Genomic DNA, 17,291 nt, shown 5'->3' on the forward strand with positions numbered 1-17,291 from the left:
CTGATAGCGTGATTTGGGCAGCGGAGGGCGTTAAGGAAATTTCAGGGACGCGCCCGGCGCCGCTTGCTAAACCTCCGCCAGCGAACCGCCGTCAGGAGTCCCCGTGCCCTTTCCCGAATTCGATCCGGTCCTGTTCAGCATCGGCCCGCTGGATATCCGATGGTACGCCCTCGCCTATGTCGGCGGTATCGTGCTGGGTTGGTGGTATGCGGCGAAGCTGATCCGGAACACGGCCATCTGGGCCCCGGGAAAGCCCCCGCTCTCGACGATCCAGCTGGACGACCTGATCCTGTGGATCACGCTCGGCATCATTCTCGGCGGGCGGTTCGGTTACGCCCTTTTCTACAAGCCGGAACTCTACGGTGCCCTGTTCAGCGGCTTGAGCTGGGGCGACCGGCTGGCCCTGTTCCGGCTGTGGGACGGGGGCATGTCCTTCCACGGCGGCATGATCGGCACGACCCTGGCGGTGGTGATCTTCGCCTGGCGCAACAAGCTGGCCACGCTCAGCATCGGCGACATGGCCCTGGCGGCGGCACCCTTCGGCCTGTTTTTCGGCCGGGTGGCCAATTTCATCAATGGCGAGCTGTGGGGCCGTGAGACAACGGTTCCCTGGGCGATCCGGTTCTGCAACGCTCGCATCGAACAGCTGTATGGCTTCTGCCCGGCCGGCGATGTGCCGCGCCACCCCAGTCAGCTCTATGAAGCCGGTCTCGAGGGTATCGCCCTGTTCGTCATCCTGTGGCTGGCGGTGTTCAAATGGCGTCTGCTGGCCAAGCCCGGCTATGTCACCGGCCTCTTCCTGTTCGGATACGGGCTCGCCCGCGCGACGCTCGAGAATGTCCGCCAGCCTGATTTCGGGATGGAAAACCTGCCGCTCGGCCTGACCATGGGCATGATGCTGTCGATCCCGATGATGATCATCGGTGCCTGGCTGATCTGGCGGGCGCGGAGCCGGCCGCCGGTCGCTGCCTGAATCCATGTTGCTGAAAGACCGTCTGGCCCGTGAGATCGCCCTGACCGGGCCGATGACGGTGGCCGACTATGTCACGCGCTGTCTGCACGACCCGGAGGGCGGCTATTACGCCACCCGCCCGGCCATCGGCGCGACCGGGGACTTCATCACCGCGCCGATGATCAGCCAGATGTTCGGCGAGCTGATCGGCCTGTGGGCGGTCGAGCTCTGGAGGCGGCTGGGTGCACCGGAACGGGTGCGGCTGGTCGAGGTCGGGCCCGGCGACGGGACGCTGATGGCCGACGCCCTGCGCGCCGCCCGGCTGGACCCGGAGTTTCTGCGCGCCGTCGACCTGATCCTGATCGAGCCCAGCCCGCCGCTGCGCGAGGCACAGGGCCGGATGCTGGCGGACAGCGACCTCCACCCGCGCTGGGTCACCTCCCTGGACCGTATCGACACCGACGCCCCGGTGATCCTGATCGCCAATGAGGTACTGGACTGCCTGCCCGCCCGCCAGTTCGTGAAGACCGAAGACGGCTGGGCCGAGCGCCGCGTGGGCGTGACCGATGACGGCGAGCTGACCTTCGGACTGGTCCGGATCACCGGCGGCTTCAAACGCCCGGAATTCGAAATGGAACCCGGCCAGACGGTCGAGATCTCGGACCAGCAGGCCGCCTTCGGCCGCGACGTCGGGGCCCTGATCCGGGAGGCCGGGGGTGCCGCCTTGTTGATCGACTACGGTCGTGCCCGACGCGAGGCCGGCGATACCCTCCAGGGCCTGCGTCGCCACCAGAAGGTCGATCCACTGGAGACGCCGGGCGAGGTGGACCTGACCCAATGGGCCGACTTCCCTTCGGTGCTGGAAGCCGCCATCCATGCCGGGGCAGACGTTACCGGGACCCTGGGTCAGGGCAGGTTTCTGAACCAGCTGGGGATCGGGGCCCGGGCCGACCGGCTGAAGGCTGGGCGGCCCGACGCCGCTCCGGTCATCGACCGCCAGCTGGCCCGCCTGACCGCCGACGACCAGATGGGAACCCTGTTCAAGGCCTGCGCGATCTTCTCGCCGCACGCGCTCGTCGTCCCGGGCTTCGAGGCATAGCCATGACCCTGTCCCCCATCACCCACCCCCTGCTGGACCGTGCCGGCATTCGCCACGGCTTCTTCACACGGCAGGGCGGCATCTCGACCGGTCTTTATGAAGGCCTGAACACCGGCGTGGGCTCGCAGGATGACCCCGCCGCCGTGGCCGAGAACCGCCGCCGCATTGCGGAACATCTGGGCGGCGTCCCCGACGACCTGGCCGCCTGCTACCAGGTCCATTCCGCCATCGCCCGCGTCGCCGGGGCCGGCTGGAAGGGCGACCGGCCCGAGGGCGACGCCACGGTCACCGCCACGGCCGGCGTCATCTGCGCCGTTCTGACCGCCGATTGCGCCCCGGTGCTTCTGGCCGACCCCGAGGCCGGCGTCGTCGGTGCCGCCCATGCGGGCTGGAAGGGCGCGCTGGACGGCGTCGTCCAGTCCATCGTCACCGCCATGCAGGGACTGGGGGCCGATCCGCGCCGCACGGTCGCCGTCATCGGCCCCTGCATCGCCCAAGCCTCCTATGAAGTCGGGGCCGATTTCCAGGAACGGTTCGACCGCCACGACCCCGGCAACGCCCGCTTCTTCGCGCCGGGCGCAGCGGCCGACAAACGCCTGTTCGATCTGCCCGCCTACGTCCTGCGGCGACTGGAGCAGGCCGGGGTCGGCGACGCCGTCTGGACCGGCGACGACACGCGCACGGATGCGACGCGGTTCTACTCGAACCGGCGGGCCTATCTGAACGGGGAAGCCGATTTCGGCCGGCTGATGAGCGCGATCAGCCTGGGCTGATCAGGGGCCGGTCAGCCCGCCATCGCCATATCCGGCACGCGCGTCACTTCGCGCCAGGCCTGCGGATTGGCCAGCAGTTCGCGGACCAGCAGATTGTTGATCGCATGGCCCGCCTTGACGCCCTCATAGCGACCCAGCAGGGGCGCGCCGAGCACATAGAGGTCACCGATCGCGTCCAGCGCCTTGTGCTTGACGAACTCGCGCTCCATCCGAAGCCCGCCCGGGTTCAGGATCTGGTCGCCGTCAATCACCACCGCATTCTCGAGGCTGCCGCCGCGGGCCAGGCCGGCGCGGCGCAGGGCCTCGACCTCATGGGCGAAGCCGAAGGTGCGGGCGGCCATGATCTCGGTGCGGAAGGTTTCCTCGTCAACGACGAAATCCACCACCTGATTGCCGATGACCGGCGTGTCGAAATCGATCTCGAACCGCATCTCAAACCGGTCGCAGGGCAGCAGGGCCGCGGTCTTGTCGCCGTCCTGGACCCGGATCGGCTCCAGGATTTCGATGTAGCGCACCGGAGCTTCCTGGCGACGGAAGCCGGCACGATCCAGCAACTGAACAAACTGCAGGGCCGATCCGTCGAGGATCGGCAGCTCGGGACCGTCCACCTCGACCACGGCGTTGGACACACCAAGGGCCGAGAAGGCCGCCATCAGATGCTCGATGGTCGACAGGCGAACGCCCGCGGCGTTCTCGATCATGGTGTTCAGACGGGCGTCGACGACCGCCTCACCCGAGACCGGGATGCGGTTGTCGCGGTCCTTGATGTCGGTGCGCACGAAGACGATGCCGGTTCCGGCCGGAGCCGGACGCACGGCCAGACGCACGCGGTCGCCCGTATGCACGCCCACGCCCGCGATGATCGCAGGGGCGACGGTCGTCTTCTGCCGATGGTCGTTTCTGACCGACACACTCATACTCTTTGCGTTCTTGCGACCCGCCGCAGATTGCGAAGTTCGCCCTACGAACGCTCTAGCCGCCACCTCGCAAGCGCGAAATGAAAGTCAGGTTTCGGATTGTTTCGGTTTCAGTAACCCTCTCCCGCGCCCGGCGCAGGGCGTGAGCGCTTTCAGGGACCGGCCATCCGGGCCGGGTCGACGGCGGACAAGGCGCCGGAATCGGCCAGACCGCCTGCCCGTTCGCCAAACGAAAAGGGCGGCCCCGGCGGACCGCCCTTTCCAAAAACCTGATCCTGAAACCTAGTTCGCCAGACGTCTCAGGAAGGACGGGATTTCGAGATCATCCTCGGCCTCGCCCAGAACAGCTTCAGGGGCCGTCTGCACCTGGCTGGTCGTGCGCATTTCCGTTGTCCGCGACTGGGGCGGATAGGTCGGCTGGGTCTGCCGTCCCTTGCCCCGACCGAAGAGGCTCCAGCCGGACTTGCGGTGATCGCGGTCGTCATAGACGTCGCGGGCGGACTCATCCGGCTGGGCACCGGTCTGCTCAGCGGCCGTGCGGTCCATGTAGAGATCGCCCTGGCTGACCGGGGCCGCGGCTTCGGCCGCCGTCCGGCTGCGTGGCGTGGATTCATATTCCTCGACCCAGGGGTCAACGATGGGCTCGAGCGTCCGCTCCTCCGAGACATGGATCACCGGCTCAGGGCGCGGCTCAAACCGGGGTTCGGGTGCCCGGGCAGCGGTTCCATAGGCCGACTGGCTGGACTGAAAGGTCGGGACCACCGTAGCGGACCCGGCCTCATGCGACGCCTCGGCGCGAACCGGCTCCTGACGCACGGGTTCGGCGTGAGAGGCCGTCTGGGCCGGTGCCGGGCGGCGGGCATCAAACACCGAAGTCGCGGTGTTCGGCGTTGCCCGGGCCGCAGCCGGGTCTTCCATGCCGGTGGCCACGACGGACACGCGGATCTTGCCTTCCAGCGCCGGGTCGAAGGCCGCGCCGAAGATGATGTTGGCGTCGGCATCCACCTCGCCGGCGATGGCGTTGGCGGCCTCGTCGACTTCCAGCAGGGTCATGTCCATGCCGCCGGTGATGTTCACCAGAACGGCCTTGGCACCCTTCAGCGAGGTCTCGTCCAGCAGCGGGTTGGCGATGGCGTTCTGGGCCGCCATCAGGGCACGGTCGTCGCCCGAGGCCTCGCCGGTGCCCATCATCGCCTTGCCCATCTCGGACATGACGGCGCGGACGTCGGCGAAGTCGAGGTTGATCAGGCCCGGCAGGATCATCAGGTCGGTGATCGACCGCACGCCGGAATGCAGCACCTGGTCGGCCATGCCGAAGGCATCGGCGAAGGTGGTGCGCTCATTGGCGACGCGGAACAGGTTCTGGTTCGGAATGACGATCAGGGTGTCGACATAGCGTTGCAGCTCGGCGATGCCCGCATCGGCCAGCCGCATGCGGTGCCGACCTTCAAAGGTGAAGGGCTTGGTCACGACGCCGACCGTCAGGATGCCGCGGTCCCGGGCACATTTGGCGATGACAGGCGCAGCACCCGTGCCGGTGCCGCCGCCCATGCCGGCGGTGATGAAGACCATATGGGCACCTTCCAGGTGCCCGTGGATTTCGTCGGCCGACTCCTCGGCGGCATTCATCCCGACCTCGGGATGGGCCCCGGCTCCCAGACCCTGGGTGATCGTCTCGCCCAGCTGGACGCGGCGGTCGGTCTTGGCGAACGACAGATGCTGGGCGTCTGTGTTGGCGACAACGAATTCGACGCCTTCGAGACCGGCATCGATCATGTTGTTGACCGCATTCCCGCCGGCTCCGCCGACTCCGAAAACAACGATCCGCGGCTTGAGATCCGTGGCTTGAGGACGCACCAGCGAGAGAGACATTTCTATTCCGACCTTATCCGACCCTGCCCCTGCAGACCGCTGCGCAACCCCGCCGTTTCGCATTGGTTATGAGCGGGTTAAGGAGACGCCCGTTCTGCTTAAGAGAGAGTTACCGGATAGGGTGAGTCGGCGCTGTCGCCACGATTTTCATTAACCCTGTCGACAGTTTTTGGGGGTGAACCAACGAAAAAGGGCGGCTCTTGCGAGCCGCCCTTTCCGTCTTGTCTGGATCCGACCGTCTTAGAAGGGACGGTAGTTCAGGCCCACGAAGAAGCGCGTGCCATAGGGGTCCATGTTGCTGAGCAGCGAGCCACCGAGGTAGCGGGGCTGTTCGGCGTCGAAGGCGTTGACCACACCCATGCGGACCGACAGGTCGTCCCGGGCATTCCACCGCACCGTAAAGTCGTGACGGGCGAAGTTGCCGGTGTTGAAGGTATCGGCCGGACGGGTGTCCAGGTTGCTCAGGTTGTCCCGGATGAACGCGCTGTTCTGGGCCGTTTGCCAGTCCATGGACCAGTTGACGCTCCAGATGTCGTTCGGCGACCAGGTCAGCGAGGAGGTCAGGCGAACACGCGGGTAGAAGATCGTGCTGCCGATTTCCGTGCCGTCGGTGGGATCGGCAACGTTGGTGAAGTTCTCCTGCTCGATCAGCCACAGGCCGCCGACGCTGTAGTTGAACCGGCCCAGGTTGACGCCGAAGGCTTCTTCGGTGTCGAGCGAGTAGCGAGCCGAGAAGTCCAGACCACGGGTGGTCAGGGCTGCCAGGTTGACCGGGCTCTGGATGAAGCCGCCGATCGGATCGCCCGTCGGAGCACCGACACCGAACGGAATGGTCGGGTTGTTACGGAACACCACGTTACAGGCATCGGGGTTCAGCTGCGCGCCGCTGACGCAGGCGGCGGTCAGGGCGACGGCCGACGGCGACACGATCACGCGGCTGAGCTCGATCTCGTAGTAGTCGAGAATGATGCTCAGGTTCGGGAACATGCGCGGCTGGAGCACGGTCGAGAAGGTGAAGCTTTCCGACTCTTCCGGCGTCAGGTTCGGGTTGCCGGAGTTAACGCCCGCGATACCGCTGGAGTAGATCGGGTTGTAGTCGTCCAGGTTGGTCGCGGTGGCACCGGCGAAGTCGAAGGTGAAGCCGCGAGCCGTGGCCAGAGCCGTACAGTTGGCGATCCGGTTGGCGCGGACTTCCGGGCTCTGGGCGGCGATCTGCAGGGTGGCGCAGGCGTCGACAAAGCCGTTCGCGAAGGTCTGGCTGGCCGGAGCGAAGTTTTCGCCCAGGTTCGGCGCCCGGAACGAGGTGTTGAAGCTCGTCTTGAAGGCGATGTCCCGGATCGGACGGTAGACCAGGTTCACGCCATAGACGCTGCCCTCACCGGCCGTGGTGTAGTCGAAGGCGCGGTAGGAGCCGCTCAGTTCGGCGTATTCGCCCATCCAGCCGTCACGGAACAGCGGGATCGACAGTTCGGCGAACCATTCCTTGGACTCATACTCGGCAGCCGCGAAGTCTGCACCGGTGTTCAGGAACAGCAGGCGGTCGCCGGTCGTGCGCGAACGGCCCACGCCCTCGGTGAACTCCTTGCGGTATTCCGCGCCGATGGCCATGCCGATCTCGCCGGCACCCCAGAAGTCCCAGAGCTGGCCGGAGACAACCGCCAGGCCCTGGTCCTGCTTGTTGGTGTGGCTGACCGTGATCGCCGCATCGACATAGTCCAGGGCCGCCTGGCTCTGGTTACCGGCACCGAAGACGTTCAGCGGCACGCAGTTGTCGACGGCCTTCTTGAACTCGGCATTGCCGTTGTAGGCCGTCCGGCCACCGAAGACGCCGCGGACGTAATCGTCCAGGTCGCCGAGGGCGGGGTTCGAACGGTTCGTGGCTTCGATCCGACGAGCGCGGCAGACGATTTCGCCCGGACGGCCGTTGACGACACCGGCCGTATCCACGACCGCGTCAGCGGCGAGGGCGAAGCGTTGGACGTCAACACCGCGTTCCACGTTCTGGTTGCGGGCCTCGCCCGACACCCAGGACAGATCCCAGTCGATGTTCTTGATGAAGCCGACCTGGTCCAGGTCACCGCTCAGGGCGATGACATAGCGCTCGACTTCACGCGTGTTGTCCTGCGTGCGCTGCGGGCCGAACATCGAGTGACGGGCCCACTGGCGTGCCGTGGCGGGGGTGACGGCGGTGCCGTCGGTGTTGGTGTTGGCCGTCCAGTTGGTGACGGTGTTCGCCGTGATGGCGTCCTTCACGTTCTGCGGCAGATAGGCGTTGTCCGAGTAACGCAGGTCGAACTGCGACGTACCGCGGATCACGTTGGTCCAGTTCGAAGCGGTGGAACCGTCGTTCAGGAAGATGTCGAAGAAGGTCGGCTGCGAGATGTCGAACGTGTCTTCGGTGATGAACTTGTATTCGACCGACAGATCAACGTTGTCGGCGACCGCGAAGTTCGCACCGACCTGGTAACGTTGCGAGGTCGACTGCGGAACGCGGCTTTCCTGACCGAAGTTGTTCGGGTTTTCGCCGTCACCACCGATGTTCAGCGTGCGGTTCGAACCGACGTTGCCGATCCGCTGGCCGAAGTTGGCGAGGCGGGCGGTGTTGCCCTCGAACACATAGGTCTTGGTGGGGTCGAGGCTGTAGCAGTTGGCGCTGGTGAGCGAGGTACAGCTGGCCAGCGGCACATCGGGATCGATCAGCGGGCTGGGACGCTGCGAGTTGGCGAGCGTGGTCTGGCCCCAGCGCGGACGCGACAGGGTGCGAACGCCGCTGAACACGGCGTTGTCCAGCATGCCGTCAAACGGAGCGTTGGTGGGGTCAGCGTCGATACCGACGAAGGCGTGCGCAGCGCGCAGCCAGTCGATGTCCAGGCTCTGGACCTCATCGATGTCTTCGTACTCGCCGAAGGCATACAGGTTCAGGCGGTCGTCCAGCAGGTTGGTACCGATCAGGGCCGACACGCGCTTGTTGGCCTGACCGTCCTGGTTGATCATGCCGTAGTTGGCATCGACTTCCATGCCTTCGAAGTCACGGCGCAGCTGGAAGTTCAGCACGCCCGAGACAGCGTCGGCGCCGTAGACCGACGAGGCACCGCCGGTGACGATCTCGATGTTCTCGATCAGCAGACGCGGAATGGAGTCGACGTCGACAGCCAGGTTACCGGCGGCGGCACCGACGTGGCGACGACCGTCAACCAGCGTCAGGGTGCGGCCCGAGCCGAGCGAGCGCAGGTTGGCGAACGACAGACCACCGTCGTTCAGGTTCGAACCGGTGGTGTCCGACGGAACCAGCGAGTTCGACAGGGCGGGGATGGTGGCCAGGTAGTCGACGACCGTCGACTGACCGGTGCTCAGCAGGGTTTCGCGCGAAACCTGGATCAGCGGGGTCGGGGCGTTCGTCGGGTCACGACGGATGCGCGAACCGGTGACGACGACTTCGTCGATCTCGGTGGCCTGGGCGTCAGCCTGGCCCTGGACGTTCACGCCCGGGAGCTGGTCCTGGGCGAAGGCCGGAGCCGTGACAGCCATGACGCCCGCGAGGATCGTCGTGCCAAAAAGGTACTTGCGCTTGAGAAGCATGTTGATTGGGCCCCAACCGTTGTGGATGCATTACGCAGCGTCCGCCGGACGACGGATTCTGCTTCGGAGTTCCACGCTAGCAGCAAAGGCGGCAACGGCAAGGGATTGTGGCCAGTTGGCGACCAATCCGGGCACCTATTGTTACAATCTGGACACAGTCTCGCCATGACGGGGAAACTTTGCGCCCGTCACTCGCGCAAAACGCCCGTCCGTCAGAGGTTTTCGCGCAGCCAGCCGGCGGCCCGGGCCACAATCCCGCCCCGGTGCACCCGGGGCGCATCCGCCGCCGAGATCTGGCGCGACATAAGTTTGCGGGCCGACACGGCCTCGCGCGGACCATAGGCGGCGCGCAGCAGCACCCCGGCCGCCGAACAGAAGGCCGGGCCCGAGGCGGCGTCGGCCAGGTGGGGCGCGCGCTGGGGCTTGCCCAGCCGCACCGGCCGGTCGAACACCCGGATAGCCAGCTCGCGGACGCCGTTCAGCTGGCTGGCCCCGCCGGTCAGCACCAGGCCCGTACCGGGCTCAAGCCCGACACCGGCGTTGCGCAGACGGTCCCGCAGCAGCTCCAGCGTCTCCTCGACGCGCGGGGCGATGACGGTCTTGAGCATGGCCCTCTGGACGAAGATCGGACCGGCCGAGGCGTCCTCACCGCGGGGCGGGGCCTCCAGCATCTCGCGGTCCTCATGGGCATTGGCCATGGCCGAGCCGTGCAGGGTCTTGAGCCGCTCGGCCCCGGCCCGCGAGGTCGACAGGCCGCGCGCGATATCCGCCGTGACGTGATCGCCGCCGACGTTCAGGCTCTCGATATGCAGCAGCGACCGCCCGCCCCAGACCGCCGCCGAGGTCGAGCCGCCGCCCATGTCGATACAGACGCAGCCGAGATCCATCTCGTCATCTTCCAGCGCCGCCAGCGAAGACACCACCGGTGCCGCCGCCACACCCTGCAGATCCAGGTGGGCCAGCTCGAGGCAGTGGCTCAGGCCGTTGAAAGCGCTCTCGGCCATGGACACGACCAGCAGGTCCAGCCCCAGCGAATGGCCCTTCATCGCGCGCGGATCATGCACGCCGCGCGCGCCATCGACCGACCAGGCGATGGGCAGGACGTGGATCGGGCGGCGGTTGGGCAGGCGGATCTGGGCCAGGGCCATGGCGATGGCCCGCGCCAGGTCGGCGTCCCCGACCGGCGTGGCCCCCAGCGAGACGCGGGCCTGCACCCTGTGGCTGGCCATCTGGCCGATGGCGGTCGTGACGACCACGCCCGAGACGGGGCTGCCCGCCGCCCTCTCGGCCCGCTCGACCGCATGGCCGATGGCCTGGGCCGCTTCGTCCATATTGACGATGCCGCCGCCGCGTACGCCACGGGACTGGACATGGCCGGCCCCGGCGACGCGGATGGTGCGGTCGGCGTGGCGGACGCCGTCGGCCTTCATGATGAAACAGGCGACCTTGGACTGGCCCAGGTCGAGGGCGGCCACCACGGGGGTGCGGCCCGCCTTCTGGCCGGCACTATCCACAGATTTGTCCACAGCACGTCCGGCCATCGGTCGCCTCGCTCTACGCTTCGCCGGCGGAGGGCCGGACGGCGACCTCCTCGGGCGTTCTCAGGTCAATGCGGGCAAAGCCCAGCTCCAGAAGTCTTTCTCGCTGGTCCAGGGCGTCCAGCTGGATCAGCGCCGCCTCCTGGTCGGCGGCGGGCAGCTGAATCAGACTGCCGTCCTTGAGCCGCAGGTCCCAGCGCCGCTCGTCGACCCGCACCAGGGCCTCGACCCGACTGGCCAGTCGCGGGCGCTGGGCGATCAGGGGCAGGACCTCGGAGGCGGCCTGTTCGGCACCTTTGCCGACGACCAGCGGCAGGTTCGGATAGCGACCGGCATCAGCCCCTGCGATCACGGTTCCATGGCTGTCGATAACATGGTTCACGCCGCCCGTCTGCCAGACGGCCAGTCGGTCGTGCTCGATGACGTGGACGATCAGGGTGTCGGGCAACAGGCGCACGACCCGGGCGGACTCAACCCAGCCGATGGCCTCGACCCGCTGGCGCACGGCCTCGAGATCGATGGAGGTCATCGGCTGGTCGGCCGACAGCTGGACCGCCTGCTGGATGGCGCGGGTGGCCTCGGGGCTCTCACCCTCGATGAAGACCTTTTCCAGCTTCAGGCCGAGACCGGCGGTCAGGCCGTCCATGCCGTGAGTGATCGAGGCACCGATGCGCTCGGCCCGCGCCCCGGTCGCCAGCACGCCGGCCAGCAGAATCACGCCGGCGGCAATCGAAATCACGACGGCGCGGGGGGACAGGTCAAGCCGGCCAAGGGCCGCGAGCTTCCCGGGCGTAGCCGGGGCGTTGCGCGGCGCGCGACCGCGCCCCCGGGCCTTGGGAGCCGCGCCGCGACTTGCAGGCTGGTTCGAACTCTGTCGCCGACCGCCGCGAACTACCGCGGGCATGAGGCGTCCTCCACCATCCACCGTACCAGGGTCTTGTAGTCCATCCCCACATGGGCGGCCTGCTCGGGGCTGAGCGAGGTCGGTGTCATGCCGGGCTGGGTGTTGACCTCCAGAAGGACCAGTTCGTCCTTAACATCGTCATAACGAAAGTCGGATCGCGACACGCCGCGACAGCCCATGGCGGTGTGCGCCAGCTCGGATTCACGCAAGGCTCGCTCGAACACATGCGACGGCAGAACCGCCGGCAGCACATGCACCGACCCGCCCGGCGCGTATTTGGCCTCATAGTCATAGAAGCCCTTGGTCGGGGTGATGTCGGTGATGGTCAGGGCGCGCGGCCCGGATTTTTCCCCAAGAACCGTCACGGCCAGCTCCTTGCCGGCGATGAAGGGCTCGACCATCACCTGCTCGCCCCAGACCCAGCCGGCCTCGCCCGGTGCCGCGCACGGCGGCTCGCCCTCGCGCACCAGATAGACGCCGACGGACGAGCCCTCGGCGTTGGGCTTGATCACATAGGGCGGCGGAATGACGTGCCCGCGCGCCACCGCATGCCGGTCGAACAGGCCCCCGCCGGGCACCACAACGCCGGCAGCCTTCAGCACCGCCTTGGACTTCTCCTTGTCCATGGCCAGGGCCGAGGCCAGCACGCCCGAGTGGGTATAGGGAATGCCCAGGGTCTCCAGCACGCCCTGAACGCAGCCGTCCTCGCCCCAGGCCCCGTGCAGGGCGTTGAAGACGACATCGGGTTTCAGGTCCGCCAGCACCTGGGCCAGGTCGCGCCCGGCGTCGACGCGGCTGACCCGGGCGACCTGCCCCTCAAGCGCATCGGCGCAGCCCTTGCCGGACGACAGCGACACCTCCCTTTCGGACGACAGTCCGCCCATCAGGACAGCGACGTGCAGGTCGGAAAAGGGGCGGCTCATGACGGACTCCGGATCAGCCGATCAGTTGCCGCAGATGTCCTTAACAACGCCTCAACCCTGTTGCGCCCAGCCCCGGATAAACTCGTGCTGATCCGACCAGTCGACCCAGACGGCGTTCGCCCATCGACGCACGGCGGCCCGGTGCGCATCGGGCGCTTCGGCCTCGACGACGTCGGCCACCGTCACGGTGTAGCCACCGCGCGGCGGAAGTTCCGGCAGGTCGCCCTTGCGCGCGGCAAAGCCCAGCATGGCGGCATTGGCCGCCTCCCCTTCCAGCCCCTGATCGATCTGCACCATCAACCGCGCCAGATGCAGGCCGACGGACTGGACGGCCCGGCGCGAGCCGTCGCCCGGATGCTGCACCGCCCAGGCATCGACGCTGAGCCGGTGCACCGCCATCAGGCCGGGATCGGAATACTCCCGCGCCATCACCGCATTGAACGCGGCCCAGCAGGCGGGCGAAGAGGTCATATAGGCGTGGACCGGCCCCTCGACGGCCGGCACGCGCGAGCCGCAGCCCGGGCAGACGGCAATCTCAGCCGGGGCGGCCAATACGCTTGATTTCCCAGTCCAGCTGGACACCGGTCTTCGCCAGAACATCGGCCCGCACCACATCGCCCAGCCCCTCGATATCCGCCGCCGTCGCCTCGCCGGGGTTGATCATGAAGTTGGAGTGGAGCTCGCTGAACATCGCCCCACCGCCGGTGGCCGTGAACAGCTTGCCGCGCCAGCCCGCCTCATCGACCAGTTTCCACGACGAATGGCCGGGCGGGTTCTTGAAGGTCGAGCCGCCGGTCTTGTCGCGGATCGGCTGGGTCTGTTCGCGGCGCGCGGTGATTTCGGCGATGCGGGCGGCGACGGCCTCGGGATCGTCCGGCGTCCCGCGATAGGTCGCCTCGATCCAGATGATGTCGGCCGGGGCCTCGGAGTGGCGGTAGGTGTAGCCGAAATCGGCCAGCGCATAGTCGACCCGCTCACCCGCCCGCGTCAGCCCCCAGGCCGACACGAGGATGTCCTTCGTCTCCGCGCCGTAGCAGCCGGCGTTCATGGTCAGGGCCCCGCCGATGGTCCCCGGAATGCCCGCATAGAACTCCAGACCCGCCAGCCCGGCCTTCGCCGAAGCCTTGGCCACCATGGAGTCCAGCGCACCCGCGCCGGCGGTGATCGTGTCGCCCTCGGTCGTGATCCCGGCGAAGGGCCGCCCGGCCAGCCGGATGACCACCCCCTCGACCCCGCCGTCGCGGACGATGACGTTGGAGCCGACGCCCAGCACCGTCACCGGCACGGCCGGGTCCAGCGCCTTCAGAAAGTCAGCCAGATCATCGGCGTCCGCCGGGATGAACAGGGCATCGGCGTTCCCGCCGACCCGAAACCAGGTGAACGGGCCGAGCGGCTCGTTGCGGAGGAGCTTGCCTCTCGCCTCCGGCAGGACGCTCACCCCAGCCCCTCCAGCTGCCCCGGCAGGGCATAGGCCCACTGGGTGATGTCCCCGGCCCCCAGCAGCACGACCAGATCACCGTCCTTCGCCTCGGCCGCGATCACGCCCGGCAGGGCCAGGGCGCTCTCCAGCGCCTGCACCGACCGGTGCCCGAAGCGGCGGATGCCCTCGACCAGGGCGTTCTTGTCGATCCCCTCGATCGGCGTCTCGCCCGCCGCATAGACGTCGGCCACGAACACCGCATCGGCGTCCGAGAAACAGGTCGAGAACTCCTCCATCAGGGATTCAAGACGGGTGAAGCGGTGCGGCTGGACCACAGCGATGACCCGCCCCTCCGCCACCTGACGCGCGGCCTTCAGCACAGCGGCGATCTCGACCGGGTGGTGGCCGTAGTCGTCGACGATCCGCACCCCGCCGACGATGCCGGTGGTCGTAAAGCGCCGCCGCACCCCGCCGAATCCGGCCAGTCCCGCGCGGATCGCCTCGTCCGACACATCCAGCTCGCGCGCCACGGCGATGGCCGCCAGGGCATTGGCGACATTGTGCCAGCCGGCCATGGGCAGATGCAGGCCGGTGATCCGGATCGGCTCGTCCAGCGCCGCCAGCCCCTGACCCTGCACCACCACGTCGAAGCGGCAGCCGTCCGGCTTCATCTCGACATTGTCGGCCCGGACCATGGCCTGCGGATTGACGCCATAGGTCACCAGCCGCCGGTTATCGATCGCCGCCACCAGCCGCTGCACCTCGGGATGATCGAGGCAGACGGCGGCGAAGCCGTAGAAGGGGATGTTCTCGACGAAGTCCACGAACGCCTTCCGCACCCCGTCGAAGTCGCCGTAGTGGTCCAGGTGTTCGGGGTCGATATTGGTGACGATGGCCACCGTCGACTTGAGGCGCAGAAAGCTGCCGTCGCTCTCGTCGGCCTCGACCACGATCCAGTCGCCGTCGCCGACCTTGGCGTTGGTGCCATAGGCATTGATGATGCCGCCGTTGACCACCGTCGGGTCCAGCCCGCCGGCGTCCAGAATGGCCGCGACCATCGAGGTCGTCGTCGTCTTGCCGTGTGTGCCCCCGACCGCGATCGAGAACTGCAGCCGCATCAGCTCGGCCAGCATCTCTGCCCGACGGACCAGCGGAATGCGCCGCTCGCGGGCGACCACCATCTCCGGATTGGTCGTCTTGACCGCCGTCGAATAGACCACCGCCGAGACACCGTCGCCGATATGGGCCGCGTCATGGCCGATGAAGACCCGCGCGCCCAGCTTCTCCAGCCGCTCGGTATTGGCTGACGCCTTCGCGTCCGAACCCTGCACCGAATAGCCGATCTTGAGCATGATCTCGGCGATACCGCTCATGCCGATGCCGCCTATGCCGACGAAATGTACAGGACCGAGGTCGAACGGAACGGGGCGAAGGCGAGCGATCATCGAAGCGGACTAGCAGGGGTTTTGGCGGAATGCATCACCTTCGGCGGCGAAGCGGGAGGTGATTAGTGGTTAGTGTTTAGTGGTTGCGACTTCTCTGGCCGGGGGTAGGTGGGCACCGGCGGCAACGGCATCAGCCACCAATCACTAACCACTAACCACCTGGCCACACTGAGCGTTGGGACCCACCTCCCCTCGCGGGCCAACCCTCAGTCCTCCGCCACGAAATCCTGTGCGAACTCAGGGGCGTCCTCTTCACCCGGCAGCAGGGGCTCGTCGTCGCCGTCCGAGGCGCGCGACGGATCCGGCAGCTCGAAGCCCACAGGGATGGACAGGTCCAGCAGGCCCGCCGCCTTCATCTCCTGCACGCCGGGCAGGTCGTAGAGATTGGACAGGCCGAAATGCTCGAGGAATTTGTCCGCCGTGCCATAGGTCACCGGCCGCCCCGGCGACCGACGCCGCCCACGCAGCCGTACGAACCCCATCTCCAGCAGCAGGTCCAGCGTGCCGCGCGACAGCGACACCCCGCGCACACTCTCTACCTCGGCCCGGGTGCAGGGCTGGTGATAGGCGATGATGGCCAGGGTCTCGAGCGCGGCCTTGGACAGCCGGCGCGGCTCCTCGCGCTCCTCGGTCATCAGGAAGGACAGGTCGGGCGCGGTGCGGAACTGCCAACGGTCGGCGACACATGCCAGCTCGACGCCCCGCCCCTGATAGCGTTCGCGCAGGGCCGAAACGGCCCCGCCGACATCGGCCCCTTCCGGCAGCCGCCGCGCGATCTCGGCCGCCGACAGCGGCCCGGCCGCCGCGAACAGCAGCGCCTCGACGCGGCGCTCGATCTCTCCGTGGTCCGGTGCGAACTGGATCATCCGGCGACCACCACCCTCTCAACCGTCATCCTCGGGCTTGACCCGAGGATCAGACCATCCGGTGCGCAGTGCCAGGGGGAACGGCCAGATTCCGGGGCCGCCTCGAACGCGCAGTCCGCGGCGAACTCTGATCCTCGGGTCAAGCCCGAGGATGACGATGAGGAAAGTGCAGCAAACTGGATCACGGCACCAGCTCCAGCACCTGACCCCGCCCCCGCCGCTTCAGATACAGATCGGCGAAGGCCTCGGCCTGTTTCACGTCCATCGCCCCCTCCTTCACCAGCTCCAGACTGGCCGACAGGGTCGAGGCGGTAAAGCTGGCCTGGGTCGGGCCGTCCTCGCCGCGCCGCGCCGGGGCCACCTGCTCCAGCGGCGTCCACTGCTCCAGCCGGGGCAGCACATCACGCAGCCAGTCGCGCGCCGCCTCCAGCCCGAAAGCCTCGACCCGCTGGCCGGGATTGTAGTGCCGCTGCTCCTCGCGCCGCCGCTGGGTCACATAGGCGGCCATCAACTCATACAGGCTGGCGTCGATGCGGTCGGACGGGATGATCACCGTCGCCTGCGGATCACCGCGGGCGAAGACGTCGCGCTTCAGCTGCGGCCGGGCCGTGATCGCCTCCACCGCCTTGCGCATCGCCTCCAGCTTCTGCAGCCGGAAGGCCAGGGCCGCGGCCATCTCCTCGGCGGGCATCTCGCCGCCCTTGCCCTTCTCGGTGCGCGGCAGCAGCAGGCGCGACTTCAGATAGGCCAGCCAGGACGCCATCACGAGATAGTCCGCCGCCAGCGCGAAATTCCGCCGCCGCGCCTCATGCACAAAGGCCAGATACTGTTCCGCCAGCCGGGTGATCGACAGTTTCAGCAGATCGACCTTCTGCGTCCGCGCCAGCGCCAGCAGCACATGCAGCGGCCCTTCATAGCCGTCCAGATCGACCACGAACGCCTCGCGCGCGTCGACCTGTTCGGCGGCGGTGAAGTCGAGATTGGGCTGAAAGGCTTCGGTCAT

Annotated in this window: 14 protein-coding genes; 3 read left to right on the top strand and 11 right to left on the bottom strand. The window is 67.5% G+C overall.

From position 1 onward, the window contains the following. Positions 1-103: 103 nt before the first annotated feature. Genes lgt through pgeF form a run of 3 tightly spaced genes read left to right on the top strand, consistent with a single transcriptional unit; the run spans position 104 to position 2,824 of the window. Entirely contained in the window at positions 104-973 is an 870-nt protein-coding gene (lgt, locus tag Q0053_RS01215; RefSeq protein ID WP_298094874.1) for a prolipoprotein diacylglyceryl transferase, read from the top strand. Between the two features lie 4 nt (positions 974-977). Next, complete coding sequence (locus Q0053_RS01220; protein ID WP_298094877.1) at positions 978-2,051, top strand: SAM-dependent methyltransferase; 1,074 nt, start codon at positions 978-980, stop codon at positions 2,049-2,051. A 2-nt stretch (positions 2,052-2,053) separates the two neighbouring features. Beyond that, the gene (gene pgeF, locus Q0053_RS01225) at positions 2,054-2,824 is read left to right on the top strand and encodes a peptidoglycan editing factor PgeF (RefSeq protein WP_298094879.1); all 771 of its coding nucleotides are present in this window, start codon (positions 2,054-2,056) and stop codon (positions 2,822-2,824) included. A gap of 11 nt (positions 2,825-2,835) precedes the next feature. Here pgeF and lpxC read toward each other — a convergent pair whose 3' ends face one another. The 11 genes from lpxC to Q0053_RS01280 all read right to left on the bottom strand — a co-directional run bounded on the left by lpxC (position 2,836) and on the right by Q0053_RS01280 (position 17,291). After that, positions 2,836-3,735 (bottom strand): UDP-3-O-acyl-N-acetylglucosamine deacetylase, encoded by a 900-nt coding sequence (gene lpxC, locus Q0053_RS01230; protein ID WP_298094882.1) that lies wholly within the window; start codon positions 3,733-3,735, stop codon positions 2,836-2,838. Positions 3,736-4,023: 288 nt separating this feature from the next. Continuing rightward, positions 4,024-5,613, bottom strand: a complete 1,590-nt coding sequence (gene ftsZ / locus Q0053_RS01235; protein WP_298094884.1) for a cell division protein FtsZ — start codon at positions 5,611-5,613, stop codon at positions 4,024-4,026. Between the two features lie 240 nt (positions 5,614-5,853). After that, complete coding sequence (locus tag Q0053_RS01240; RefSeq protein WP_298094887.1) at positions 5,854-9,192, bottom strand: TonB-dependent receptor; 3,339 nt, start codon at positions 9,190-9,192, stop codon at positions 5,854-5,856. Positions 9,193-9,404: 212 nt separating this feature from the next. After that, positions 9,405-10,733, bottom strand: coding sequence for a cell division protein FtsA (gene ftsA, locus Q0053_RS01245; RefSeq protein ID WP_298094889.1), 1,329 nt, complete (start codon positions 10,731-10,733; stop codon positions 9,405-9,407). 13 nt (positions 10,734-10,746) lie between these two features. Next, positions 10,747-11,634, bottom strand: a complete 888-nt coding sequence (locus tag Q0053_RS01250) for a cell division protein FtsQ/DivIB (protein WP_298094892.1) — start codon at positions 11,632-11,634, stop codon at positions 10,747-10,749. Beyond that, positions 11,622-12,557 carry a D-alanine--D-alanine ligase gene (locus Q0053_RS01255; RefSeq protein WP_298094895.1) on the bottom strand — a complete coding sequence of 312 codons (936 nt, stop codon included), beginning with the start codon at positions 12,555-12,557 and terminating at the stop codon, positions 11,622-11,624. The genes Q0053_RS01250 and Q0053_RS01255 overlap by 13 nt, the downstream gene beginning before the upstream one ends. A gap of 51 nt (positions 12,558-12,608) precedes the next feature. Next, positions 12,609-13,109 carry a DUF5946 family protein gene (locus Q0053_RS01260; protein WP_298094898.1) on the bottom strand — a complete coding sequence of 167 codons (501 nt, stop codon included), beginning with the start codon at positions 13,107-13,109 and terminating at the stop codon, positions 12,609-12,611. Next, positions 13,093-13,995 carry a UDP-N-acetylmuramate dehydrogenase gene (murB, locus tag Q0053_RS01265; RefSeq protein WP_298094901.1) on the bottom strand — a complete coding sequence of 301 codons (903 nt, stop codon included), beginning with the start codon at positions 13,993-13,995 and terminating at the stop codon, positions 13,093-13,095. The genes Q0053_RS01260 and murB overlap by 17 nt, the downstream gene beginning before the upstream one ends. Then, positions 13,992-15,422 carry a UDP-N-acetylmuramate--L-alanine ligase gene (murC, locus tag Q0053_RS01270; RefSeq protein ID WP_298094906.1) on the bottom strand — a complete coding sequence of 477 codons (1,431 nt, stop codon included), beginning with the start codon at positions 15,420-15,422 and terminating at the stop codon, positions 13,992-13,994. Before murC ends, murB begins: the two co-directional genes overlap by 4 nt. Before the next feature lie 206 nt (positions 15,423-15,628). After that, positions 15,629-16,288 carry an SMC-Scp complex subunit ScpB gene (gene scpB, locus Q0053_RS01275; protein ID WP_298094909.1) on the bottom strand — a complete coding sequence of 220 codons (660 nt, stop codon included), beginning with the start codon at positions 16,286-16,288 and terminating at the stop codon, positions 15,629-15,631. 181 nt (positions 16,289-16,469) lie between these two features. After that, a complete protein-coding gene (locus Q0053_RS01280) occupies positions 16,470-17,291 on the bottom strand; it encodes a ScpA family protein (RefSeq protein ID WP_298094912.1) in 822 nt (273 codons plus the stop codon).

The sequence above is a fragment of the Brevundimonas sp. genome, from assembly GCF_027487935.1.
Taxonomy (GTDB): Bacteria; Pseudomonadota; Alphaproteobacteria; order Caulobacterales; family Caulobacteraceae; genus Brevundimonas.